The sequence below is a fragment of the bacterium genome (assembly GCA_016124905.1).
In the GTDB taxonomy this organism is placed as follows: Bacteria; Pseudomonadota; Alphaproteobacteria; order Rickettsiales; family RI-342; genus RI-342.
Genome location: WGMV01000028.1, coordinates 52,659 through 63,736, shown reverse-complemented (window position 1 = coordinate 63,736; position 11,078 = coordinate 52,659). Strand labels below are relative to the sequence as shown.

The following is an 11,078-nucleotide window of genomic DNA, read 5'->3' as shown; positions in this document are numbered from 1 at the left end:
GCAATGAACCCTCCATGTCTGAAATTCTTTTACAATGTGCCCACGAAGCCATGACCCCTGTGGGTTACATCAGCGCGGCTTAATTAGGCTGCCCGCCACTTCCCGGCGGCGCCAGTTCCAAACGTATGGCAGGCTGTTGCTGCAAAGGCTGTCCTCCCGGCTGCAGCGGCTGCGCATGCACCGTGCCCGCATGGGTGCCCACCTGGGCGGGCGGCGTGCTCCCCTTCTTACCGGCTCCTTCCGGCGCCTGGCGCGGCAGCACAATGGTAATCGTCGTGCCCACATTGATCTCGCTTTGAATAAAAAACTGCCCGCCCATGGCCTCGGAGAATTTTTTCGTCAGCGGCAACCCCAGCCCCGTTCCCTCATATTTACGCGACAGCTCGCTATCTACCTGCCCAAAGGGCGACATCGCACGCGAAATATCCTTCGGCGCAATGCCGATACCCGTGTCCCGCACTTCAATGGCCACGGTATTATCCGCCGGGTTCTGCCAGGCGGAAACGGTCACCGTGCCACCCTGCGGCGTGAATTTCACCGCGTTGGAAAGCAAATTCAGCATGATCTGCTTGAGCTTTTTCGCATCGCTCATCATCACGATATGTTCCTTGGTGATGTTATCCACCAGGTTCACCTGCGATTGCTCTGCCCGCTGCTGCACCAGCCGCATGGAGGTCAGCACCAGCTTGGTCGCGTCAAACTCGGAAATCTCCAGCTCGAGCTTGCCCGCCTCGGCCTTGGAATAATCCAGAATATCGTTGATCAAGCTGAGCAGATGCACGCCCGATGAATGAATATCGCTCACGTAATCGATATATTGCTGCACGCCGATCGGCCCCAATGCCTGCGAGCGGATGATGTCCGAAAACCCGATGATCGCATTCAGCGGCGTGCGCAATTCATGGCTGATATTGGCCAGAAAGCGCGATTTATCGGCATTCTCGGCTTCTGCCTTCACCTTGGCCGCATTCAGTTCCAGCGTTTTTTCATGCTGCTTGGCAATGATGCCTTCGGCTTTTCTGGCCGTATGAATGAGGGCGGCAAACAGCACAATGAAAATCAGAATAATCCCGCTGGTGCCCAGCACCTGAAAATGCCACAGCTGCTTCCATTGCGGCGTGATGTCGTAAAACACCTCGATATATCCGTGAATCACCGGCGCATCCTGCCCCGCCACCACCGACACATAATTGTCGGACATGATAGGGATGAAAGTCTGCACCAGGCTTCCACGCTTAAGCGCGCCATTGGGCGCCTTGAATCCGCCATCGGGAATGATGTTGCTGACCGTCAGCCCCTTCTTCACCGAGGCCATGGCCTCCTCGGCATCCGCCTTGTCCGACGACAGCACGCTGAGCAGCGAACTGCCGCTCTGGTTCATCAGGATTTCGGATTGGTCGGTGGAAAGGAACCGCTCGCCATTGGCATTATAGATATTCAGCTTGGCAACCGGAATCCCCTCGAAATAGCGGAAGGAATCGCGGCTGAACTGCACAAACCGGCTGTCATCCTTCCATTTGCTGATGGGCTGGTTATGCAGCACTTCTGTAAACAACCGCTGATACCGCCGCCACACCGTGTTGGTATATCCCTGCGCCAGGGCCGTATTGCCTTTTTCCACCACCGCCGTCAGGTCTTCCGCCGCAATCTGGCGGAAATACATCCCCACGCCGATGGCGGCCAGCACCACGACGACGAAACTGATGATCGAAAAATAACGCAGGTAAGCGAACATAACACCCACCCATAGCAACCAAGACTGAAGGGAGCGTTAATGCGAGGAAATATGATGTTTCCACAAACGGTAGGGCTTTGGCCCCTCTATCTCCTCATATTCCGCCCATCGCTTCGCGAAATCGGGGCTTTGCCGGTAATAACGCCAGAAATCGAATGCATCGAACCCATAGCCCTTTTCCCACGGCGCATCATAAAGCACCACCATGTCGGGCGGTTCCGCCACAAAACGGCGCACCATCAGGTCAAACAGGTAGCGCTCCGCCGGCTTCATCTCCTCTGGTGGATGAAACGGGTTCGGCGCATCCTCCTTCGTATAACGGCTGAAGCCCGCCGGGCTTTCATATTCATAAAAGCTGGTCAGAAACCACGGATAGGGAAACGGCATGCTGGTACGCAGATGCAGCTTGTTGATGGTCGGGAATGCCGGTGCCAGCCACACCTGCACCACATTGCCCTCACCGATGCCTTTTTCTGCGAAGATATTCTCCAGCTGGATGGTCACCAGCATATCTTTTTTGACCGTGGCCTCACTGGCCGTTTTCAGCATCAGCCCCAGCAGAAAGGCAACAGGCAGCAGCCACACTGTGCGGTGTGCCACATAAGCCAGGCGCAGCAGCCAGTCCTCCTGCACAAACACGCGGTCCGTCGCCCGCGGCAGCCAGATCAGCATGCCCGTCAGCCACCAGAGCGGCAGAAAATGGTAGGAAAATCCCTTCATCTGCAGCCACACGATCATAGCACACCCCACCATCAGCCAGAACTGCCGCTGCATCAGCAGCCTCCGGCTTTCGCTGCGCGGCTTCGCCACTGCGTACATCAGCAGCGGCACCGCCAGTGTCACCAGCAGCTTTTGGAGCACCGCCAGCGGGCGGTTGCCGAAATGGCTGTAGGTCTCCATGGCCACCGGCACCACCTCGCGCAGGTAGGTTCTCTCCACCAGCAAAAGATAGGCATAATAAAGCAGCGTAATGCCCACCAGGGGCAGATAGTCCCAAGTCAGCCAGCGAAGCCGCACCGCATTCCAGAAAGAGACTCTTTCGCGTTTCACCGCATGCCAGATATACCATGCGCCGATCGATAGCGGCATCAGCACGAAATACGGCTTGATGGCAAACCCGATACCTGCAAACAGAGCGATCGCCAGCCGCTCTCGGTTGCTGAACACATGCCGCGCGTTCAGCAGTTGCACCAGCAGCCAGGGCAAGGCCAGAATCATCAGCCAATGCTCGCGCTGCGCCGCCACCTGATAGAACAGCGCCAGCCACGGCATGAACAGCCAAAGCCCGGCCATGCCAAGCCTCAGCCCATCCCGGTCCAGCAATTCGGCTGACGCCGCGCGTGTGAGAATACGGCTCCCCGCCAGCAGGCTAACCCCCATAGCCAGCCATGTCTGCACCAGCAGCACATAGGGCTCCGCCACATGCAGCCATCCCGCCACCAGCACGGATGGCATATACAGGTACAGAATGCCCGGCGGGTTGACCTCGAAATAATCCCGCATCACGTCCACGCCGCTTAGCATCTCACGCCCCATATAGGTCAGCAGCGAAATATCGATGCCCGGACTCGGGCTTTTAAGCAGAAACAAGAGCGGCAGCAGCCAGGATAGAAAGGCCGACAACACCGCCCATCTTGGAAAGAGAGGCTGTTTTTCCACGGTTTGCTTTGCTATGGTTGCGCGCATAGCTTGCTTGTAGGGATTTGTTCTTGGCTCCGCAACCCATCCGTCTCGAACCCTTATCCATGAGCGCGCCGGACCCCGCCTGCGAACTCCCCCTGCCGCTTTCCCAGTCCGCCGCCTATGCCCGCGCCACGCAATCGGAGCGGTTTAGCATCTGGCGCGGGCAGCGCTATCTGGGTGAGGTCGGCATTATGCACCGCCGCCTCTTCGGTCTCATCCGCGTTGCCCGCATTATCCGCGGCCCCGTCTGGCGTGTTTCCCCCCTGCCGGAAGACTGGGTGGAGCTGCTCTCTCAGCTGAAAACCCGCTACACCGGCCGCTATGGGCATCGGCTTTTCTGGGTTCCGCCTGAAACCGAAGCGCAGATAAACTGGCGAAACCAGGGCCTGCACGAATGGATGAACGGCGGCTGGCACGGCTGGCTCGACATCCGGCAGGATGCCAACGCCATGCGCGTGACGATGGAAAAGAAATGGCATCAAGCGCTGGTGCGCGGAGAATCGGTAGAAGCCAGCATCATCCCCCATGCCGTGAAATCGGATGCCGCCCACTGGGTATTGTCCGGCGGCAAACCGTCCAAGCGCGCCATCACCAATCGCTCGGCCCGCCGCGCCCTGACATTGCACCGCCGTGGCGCTTCGCTGCGCATCTACACGCTGCAAAGCGGCCGCACCACCCTCTGGACGCAGGAGGAAGCACTGGCCGGGGCCCTCTTCATCCGCCATGGCCACAGCGCGACCTATCACATGGGCCTTGCCAGCAACGAGGCCTGGCAGCAGGGCTTCATGCACCGCCTCCTCTGGCAATCCATACTGTCCTTGAAAAAGGAAGGTGTGCACTGGCTTTACATGGGGCCGCTCTACGGCACCAAAGCGCTGGAAGAGCCGGAGCGCTTCATCCTCGGCATCGGCGCCCGCCCGGCGCGCGACGGCGGCATCTGGATCGCCTGAACCTAATCGAATTCACCGGGCAATATCACCGGGGCCGTCGGCGGTTGAGGCTGCACCGGCTCTTCCGGCTTGGCCTGAGCTTTTACAGCCGCAGGTTTTTTCGCTTCGTCTTTTTCCTTATCCTCGTCCTCCGGCTCCGGGCATGGATCGGGCTCAATGTGATGGCACGCCATCCGCGTGAACTGGAAATCCTCCAGCGTGTAATAAGGCCCATGCGTGTATTGAATGACCACCGGCGTATCCTTTGGTCCAAACCACACAAAGGTTCCGCCGCGCTCGGTGCGGATGGGATATTTCCGTCCGCCCCACACCAGCTTGGCGCTCCATTGCGCTTCAATGATCACGTCATTGGGCAGCCCTTTGGGTGTAAACGTAAGCGTGCTGGCATATTCATCGCGGTTGGTGGCACCGATACGCGCCGTCACATTCCCCGTATTGGGCGCCTTCCCTGTGCTGATGGAAGGTTTACCGAACATCTCCGGCCCAATTTTCAGGCTGGAACAGCTCACGTTGCGCTTGATGGTAACAGCTGGCACCTCGCCCTTTTTCTCAGGTGTTTTCTCGGCCGGTTTGGTTTGCGCATGCGCCGCGAACGCCCCCATCATGAGCGACAGAAAAACAACACCCGCTCGGCACTCCATCCTTCGCATCATGATCACCTCACCTTCACCGAAAGGCAAACCTAGCCCCAGCGCCCTTGCAACGCAATGGCTTGTCGCAACCGATAGCTTTGGCTAGATAGGGCTATGGATAAAAAGCCAGCCGCAAACGCCGCCTCTGCCAGCAAGGACGACAAACGCGCCGCCGCCCTGCGTGCCAATTTGCGCCGCCGCAAACAGGCTTCCGCACCCGCTGCACCGGCGCCGAAACCCTCGCCCGAGGGCAGATAATGGCGGTGTTTTTCAGCAAAAGCGCCTTGCGCAAAGCCAAGCGGAAATTGCGCCGCCTCATCAACCGCCGCATTTTCGCCATGTTCATGGCTCACAAGGTCATGCGCGCGCAGGCCGATCTCCGTGCACAGCAGCAGGACGACGCCCTCTCCGCGCTTAAAGGAGAATCCTCCGCCCGCCGCCTGGGCCTGCCCGGCAAACGCCGCGGCCTTGGCCGCGCCAGGGAAAGACAAAAGCCGGGCCGCACCCGCACGCGCGACCGGGACGAAGGCGTTAAAAAATCCGCCAAGGAAGAACAGCTCTGGCAGCTCAAAAGCAATGCGATGCGCGAAAAAGCTCGCAACCGCAAGAAAGAGGCGATGGACCGCTGGCAGATGCTCAACACCTCCGGCGGCTCCTTCCGGGGGCGCTGAAAACAGCGCCTGAAGGTGACAGTTTCATGAAACCTTTCGTTTCAGGTCAACAACCTGCCGATTTTTGCTGCGCCGCGCCAAAATAATCGTTATATAGCCTGCCCTTGCCGGAACCATGCCCAGGCCCTTCATAACTGGCCGATTCCTGCCAAATTTCAGCTTTTAGGCTCTTAAAATGACCCAGATTCGCAACATCGCCATCGTCGCCCACGTTGACCATGGCAAAACCACCCTGATCGACAGCATCCTGCGCCAGAGCGGCATCTTCCGCGACAACCAGGCAGTGGCCGAGCGTATTATGGACAGCAACGACCTGGAAAAAGAGCGCGGCATCACCATCCTCGCCAAATGCACCGCCATCAAATGGGGCGATGTGAAAGTCAACATCATCGACACCCCCGGCCACGCCGATTTCGGTGGCGAGGTGGAACGCATCATGCACATGGCCGATGGCATCCTGCTGCTGGTGGACGCCGCCGAGGGCCCACTGCCGCAAACCAAATTCGTGCTCGGCAAAGCATTGAAACAAGGCCTGCGCCCGATGGTGGTCATCAACAAGATCGACCGCGCCGACGCCCGCCCCGATGAAGTGCTGAATGAGGTGTTCGATCTCTTTATCTCCCTCGACGCCAGCGACGACCAGCTCGACTTCCCGACCTTCTACGCCTCCGGCCGCGATGGCTGGGCTGTGCGCGAGCTGAATGACGAACGCAAGAATCTCACCCCGCTGATGGATGCCATCATCAGCCATGTTCCCGCGCCGAAAGTCAGCGAGAATGGCGAATTCGCCATGCTGGCCACCATCCTCGATGCCGACGTCTACATGGGCCGCATCCTGACCGGGCGCATTGAAAGCGGCACCGCTAAGGTGAACATGAGCGTCAAAACCATGAACCTTAAAGGCGAGGTGCTGGAACAGGGCCGCCTGACCAAGCTCATGACCTTTGATGGCGTAAAGCGTGTCCCGGCGGACAGCGTGCAGGCAGGCGACATTGTATGCGTGGCGGGCCTGAAAGAGACCAACGTATCCGACACCATCTGCGACCCCGCGCGCGAAGCCCCCATCCCCTCCACGCCGATTGATCCGCCCACCATGGCCGTGACCATCAGTGTGAACGATTCCCCGCTTGCCGGTACGGAAGGCGACAAAGTCACTTCCCGCCAGATCCGCGACCGTCTGCTGGCCGAAGCCGAACGCAACGTCGCCATCAAAGTAACCGAACTTGATAGCAAGGACGCCTTCGAAGTCGGTGGCCGCGGCGAATTGCAACTCGGCGTGCTGATTGAAACCATGCGCCGCGAAGGCTTCGAGCTTTCCGTCTCCCGCCCGCGCGTGCTTATGAACAAAAACGAAGAAACCGGCGCGCTCGAAGAACCCTACGAGGAGATCGTGGTGGATGTGGACGATGAATTCACCGGCACCGTGGTGGAAAAACTCAGCCAGCGTAAGGCCGAGATGAAAGACATGCGTCCCTCCGGCTCCGGCAAGACGCGCATCATCTTCAACGCCCCCTCGCGTGGCCTCATCGGCTATCAAGGCGAGTTCCTCACCGACACGCGCGGCACCGGCGTACTCAACCGCCTCTTCAGCCATTACGGCCCTTACAAGGGCGACGTGGCAGGCCGCCGCAACGGCGTGCTGATCGCCATGGATACGGGCGAAGCCGTGGCCTACGCCCTGCATGGTCTGCAGGATCGTGGCGCCATGCTCATCAACCCCGGCGCCAAGGTCTATTGCGGCATGATCATCGGCGAGCATAACCGCGATAACGACCTGGACGTGAACGTGCTGAAAGCCAAACAGCTCACCAACTTCCGCGCCGCCGGCAAAGATGAGGGTCTTCGCCTCATTCCGCCCCGGCAGCTGACGCTGGAAGAAATGATCGCCTATATCGAGGACGATGAACTGGTGGAAGTCACGCCGGAAACGCTGCGCCTGCGCAAGCGCTACCTGGATGTGAACGAGCGCAAACGCCACGCCAAAGCAGCCAAATCGGCCTAAGCTTCCATGCTCACCGATCGGCAGATATGGGAACATATGGCCGAAGCGATGGGGCTCGTCGTCGAGAGCATCGAACGCAACAATGCCATGGTTGTGACCTTCGCCTGCGGCGATGCGCCGGAGGTCATCGACCGGTTCTTATGGCTTGTTGGTATGTGGGAAGATGCATCCCTCGGTAAACCGCCCGTCATTGAAGGCCTGAACCTGTGCCCGTGGGATAACATGATCGAGTTCAGCCGTGATGAACTGCTGGAAAAAATGCACGCCCATTATGCCAGCATCGATATGCCGGAACCTAACGACACCTGGCCGGAGCAGGTTCAGCTCACGACCACGCGCGATGCCGCCATCGCCCTGAAGGCATACATTCACGAACAGCTCGATCCGGGTTTGTCACCGTCATAAAAATGCCCAACGGGTCTGATAATTGCATCTAATCACACCAAAGGGATTTGCTCGTGTCATATGTAGATGTAAGCGCCAATGGCGCCGATGAAGCCTTCCATGCGCTTTCCGCCCTGTTCGTGGATATTCAGAACATCAAGGCGCTTGGAATTAAGGATGCCGAATTTCACCGGGCCCTCAGCCGCCTGGAATATGAGGTAAGGGATGAATACCTGAGCGGCTACAAGGACCGCCATCACAACAGCCGTAACGTCAAAGTGCAAACCAGCGACGGTGCCGATCATGTATTTGCCTTACCCAAAATCAGCGAATGCGATTTTGAACTGACGGACACCGAATTGGACATCATTGCGCGCGATATTGGCGGCATTGCCGCAGCCGCCGTCAGTGCCGCGGCTTCAGGCAACCTTGCCGTAAACAACAAATCGCCGGATCTGGCCAAACTGTTGAAAGACTGCCTGGACCAGCACGAAGCGTTGAAAACGCAGCTCGTATCCCGTTATTAGGCCGCCTGTGCCGCGATGTTCTTATCCTTCAGCAGCTGCTGAAGCTCGCCCGTCTGCGCCATCTCGCGCACGATGTCGCACCCGCCGATGAACTCGCCCTTGATGTAAAGCTGCGGGATTGTCGGCCAGTTGGTGAAATCCTTGATGCCCTGGCGAAGGTCCGCATCCTCCAGCACGTTCACGCCTTTAAACGGCACGCCCAGACGGCCGAGAATATCCACCACCATGGCGGAAAATCCGCACATTGGCGCATCCGCCGTGCCTTTCATGAACAGGGTCACGTCATTATTATCAATGGTGGACTGGATTTGCTCGAAAATCGGCGCGGTCATGGCGGGGTTCCTTCTAATGAACCCTTAAAATAGGTAAAAACGGCGGAATTTCAAGCCTGCCGTGCGACATCCGCCCCTTGCTGGCCATATTCGGCCACAATCTGCACCAGCTTACCAAAAAGGTAAGGCTGCTGCTCGGGCTTCGGCCAGGCGTAGGATTCCCCACGGGCATACCGGTCAAATGCCGCATCCAGCCCCTCCTCGCAGGGCACCCCGCACAACTCCAGCGACATGGCAAACAATCCCTCCAGCCTGTCCTGTAAATCAGCGTGATTGGGCCTGATGCGAATGGCGGATCGGTCAATCACCACCGGCGCTTCGGTCTGGTTGGGCAGATAGCCGATATTCTTGGGCGTAGGCTCGTCCATCACCGCGAGATAAGGGTCCTTCCTCGTGTCTTTGTAAAGATTGTAGGCCAGCAACAATCCGTCCATTACCGCCTTGCGCACATCGGGCCTGGCGGCAATCAGGTTCTGTAAGTCCCTTCGCCACTCCGCCTGTTGCTCAACATCTCCACGTCGTCCCTCATTCAGGTCCATTTCCCAGCCAATGGCCCGCATGGCTTTCACGATAATTCCCATCTCACGGGTGGTTAAATTGGCCATTTTAGTGAAGGGCTGCACCTCTCCATGGATAAGCGACGGTCCCTCCAGCTCATAAATCTGCCCCAATACATAGCGGGAGCTAAATTCCGGCCCTGCGTAAATAACAGAATCCGGATGCAGTGCGCGGATGGCCTTTAGTACCAGTTCATGAACACTATCCACCAGCACCAGGGCTTCCGTTCCGTTTTTTTGTTTAATGCCGTTTGATAACCCGCTTCCTTGGTAAAAACCGCAAAAATTAATATCGCCTGCGCTTGCCAGAAAATACAATTTGCCATCCATCTGCATCAGCAGGCTTTGTCGGCCGGACTCAAGCAACCCACTGTCTATTAAAGGCATTCCGCCATAAGGCACGGTTTGATTTGTCATTTACCCCCCTCGAAGCTTCCCTGAAATAAAAACGCTTATTAACCAAATAACCGCATTTTGTTTAATCTTGTTTAACACTCATCAGGTTACATTAAATCATACATTACACAATAAGAGACTGATTATGTTCAACCGCATCAACATTTCCGACCTTGCCCGGGTGATGGCCGAAGGTGTTAACCAGGCTATTTTAACCGATCTGGCCGTGCTGGTAACGGAAGAAAAGCCCCTTTCGCAAAAAACCACCTACCGCATGCCGGCCGATAACTCGGCACAGCAGCTGGCGGGTGTAGCCATCTAGTTTCCGACTGCTGAACCCAGAAGGAGCGCCCGGAACCCCAGTTCCGGGCGTTTTTCATAAAAAAAGCCGCCCCTTGGGGCGGCTTTTCTCGTTTCGGGGGGCGGACCTTCTTAAAAATGGAATGCCACACCTGCGCTATAGGTGGCAAAATCCTCCACGCCATAATCATCCCCAGCGGCCGACCCGGTAAAATCCACCCAGGTATAGCGCGCCATAGCGCGCAGGCTCAAATTCGGCATGATGAAATATTGCGCGCCGATGCCCACACGCCCACCCCACTGGTTATCATCCGTGGAGCTGGTAACGGGCGAAGCGCCGTAAAACGCCGTCGTGGCCGGGCCGGAAAGCGTCGTGTCCACATCAGCCATATAATACCCTCCGCCGACGGACCCGATAATCTCGAACTTCCCGTCATTATCCACGGGCATATACCCCATCAGGTCCAGCGTGATGCCTGAAAGCTCGGATTTGGTGCTGAACGTATCGCCTGCAAATGCGCCCGAACCGGCAATATTCTTACCGCCCTCGCCCGTTTGCATATAGCCCAGTTCCAGGCCAAAATATTTATCCCGCAAGCCTAGAAAGGCCGCACCGCCATTGTAGCTGTCGTCAAACAGCTCGGTGCCGTAGAACGGGTCCACATCCGTGGTGGAATACTGATATTCCGCCCCGATGTAAGGCCGCATGCCGTAAATGCTGTAATGGTTGCCGTTCTGTGCCGGTTCGGCCAGTGCGGCGAAGGGAAAACAGGTCAAACCGGCCAGCGCAGCGGCGGCCGTAAAGGTTAGATGTTTCATAGGAGCCTCTGCATGATGGGTTTACGCAATGAAAGCGGCCGCGCCGCTCATCCGTGCAGCTAGCAGAGCTAGGCGCTCACGCGTAAAGAT

At 57.7% G+C, this 11,078-nt stretch carries 11 protein-coding genes; 5 read left to right on the top strand and 6 right to left on the bottom strand.

From position 1 onward, the window contains the following. Positions 1 to 79: 79 nt before the first annotated feature. Both GC177_08010 and GC177_08005 read right to left on the bottom strand, forming a co-directional pair. Entirely contained in the window at positions 80 to 1,735 is a 1,656-nt protein-coding gene (locus GC177_08010) for a hypothetical protein (GenBank protein MBI1275901.1), read from the bottom strand. A gap of 36 nt (positions 1,736 to 1,771) precedes the next feature. Continuing rightward, positions 1,772 to 3,394 (bottom strand): hypothetical protein, encoded by a 1,623-nt coding sequence (locus GC177_08005; protein MBI1275900.1) that lies wholly within the window; start codon positions 3,392 to 3,394, stop codon positions 1,772 to 1,774. 50 nt (positions 3,395 to 3,444) lie between these two features. Between GC177_08005 and GC177_08000 the strand changes: the two genes are divergently transcribed. Then, on the top strand, positions 3,445 to 4,368 hold the full coding sequence (locus GC177_08000; GenBank protein MBI1275899.1) for a hypothetical protein: 924 nt from the start codon (positions 3,445 to 3,447) through the stop codon (positions 4,366 to 4,368). A gap of 2 nt (positions 4,369 to 4,370) precedes the next feature. Here the strand turns inward: GC177_08000 and GC177_07995 are convergent, their stop codons facing one another. Beyond that, entirely contained in the window at positions 4,371 to 5,021 is a 651-nt protein-coding gene (locus tag GC177_07995) for a hypothetical protein (protein ID MBI1275898.1), read from the bottom strand. 236 nt (positions 5,022 to 5,257) lie between these two features. Between GC177_07995 and GC177_07990 the strand changes: the two genes are divergently transcribed. The 4 genes from GC177_07990 (at position 5,258) to GC177_07975 (ending at position 8,584) form a co-directional block, all read left to right on the top strand. Next, positions 5,258 to 5,671 carry a hypothetical protein gene (locus tag GC177_07990; protein MBI1275897.1) on the top strand — a complete coding sequence of 138 codons (414 nt, stop codon included), beginning with the start codon at positions 5,258 to 5,260 and terminating at the stop codon, positions 5,669 to 5,671. Between the two features lie 175 nt (positions 5,672 to 5,846). Then, complete coding sequence (gene typA, locus GC177_07985; protein ID MBI1275896.1) at positions 5,847 to 7,673, top strand: translational GTPase TypA; 1,827 nt, start codon at positions 5,847 to 5,849, stop codon at positions 7,671 to 7,673. 6 nt (positions 7,674 to 7,679) lie between these two features. Beyond that, positions 7,680 to 8,078 carry a hypothetical protein gene (locus GC177_07980; protein ID MBI1275895.1) on the top strand — a complete coding sequence of 133 codons (399 nt, stop codon included), beginning with the start codon at positions 7,680 to 7,682 and terminating at the stop codon, positions 8,076 to 8,078. 53 nt (positions 8,079 to 8,131) lie between these two features. Beyond that, positions 8,132 to 8,584, top strand: a complete 453-nt coding sequence (locus GC177_07975; GenBank protein ID MBI1275894.1) for a hypothetical protein — start codon at positions 8,132 to 8,134, stop codon at positions 8,582 to 8,584. Here the strand turns inward: GC177_07975 and grxD are convergent. The 3 genes from grxD to GC177_07960 all read right to left on the bottom strand — a co-directional run bounded on the left by grxD (position 8,581) and on the right by GC177_07960 (position 10,988). Then, entirely contained in the window at positions 8,581 to 8,916 is a 336-nt protein-coding gene (gene grxD, locus GC177_07970; GenBank protein ID MBI1275893.1) for a Grx4 family monothiol glutaredoxin, read from the bottom strand. The genes GC177_07975 and grxD overlap by 4 nt on opposite strands. A 50-nt stretch (positions 8,917 to 8,966) precedes the next feature. Continuing rightward, positions 8,967 to 9,890, bottom strand: coding sequence for a hypothetical protein (locus tag GC177_07965; GenBank protein MBI1275892.1), 924 nt, complete (start codon positions 9,888 to 9,890; stop codon positions 8,967 to 8,969). Positions 9,891 to 10,301: 411 nt separating this feature from the next. After that, the gene (locus GC177_07960) at positions 10,302 to 10,988 is read right to left on the bottom strand and encodes an outer membrane beta-barrel protein (GenBank protein MBI1275891.1); all 687 of its coding nucleotides are present in this window, start codon (positions 10,986 to 10,988) and stop codon (positions 10,302 to 10,304) included. Positions 10,989 to 11,078: the final 90 nt, after the last annotated feature.

What these genes read in the sequence shown, in the direction of transcription:
- GC177_07995 (MBI1275898.1), bottom strand. Translation starts at nt 5,021, where the DNA reads ATGATGCGAAGGATGGAGTGCCGAGCGGGTGTTGTTTTTCTGTCGCTC.
- typA (MBI1275896.1), top strand. Translation starts at nt 5,847, where the DNA reads ATGACCCAGATTCGCAACATCGCCATCGTCGCCCACGTTGACCATGGC.
- GC177_07990 (MBI1275897.1), top strand. Translation starts at nt 5,258, where the DNA reads ATGGCGGTGTTTTTCAGCAAAAGCGCCTTGCGCAAAGCCAAGCGGAAA.
- GC177_08010 (MBI1275901.1), bottom strand. Translation starts at nt 1,735, where the DNA reads ATGTTCGCTTACCTGCGTTATTTTTCGATCATCAGTTTCGTCGTCGTG.
- GC177_07960 (MBI1275891.1), bottom strand. Translation starts at nt 10,988, where the DNA reads ATGAAACATCTAACCTTTACGGCCGCCGCTGCGCTGGCCGGTTTGACC.
- GC177_07980 (MBI1275895.1), top strand. Translation starts at nt 7,680, where the DNA reads ATGCTCACCGATCGGCAGATATGGGAACATATGGCCGAAGCGATGGGG.
- grxD (MBI1275893.1), bottom strand. Translation starts at nt 8,916, where the DNA reads ATGACCGCGCCGATTTTCGAGCAAATCCAGTCCACCATTGATAATAAT.
- GC177_07965 (MBI1275892.1), bottom strand. Translation starts at nt 9,890, where the DNA reads ATGACAAATCAAACCGTGCCTTATGGCGGAATGCCTTTAATAGACAGT.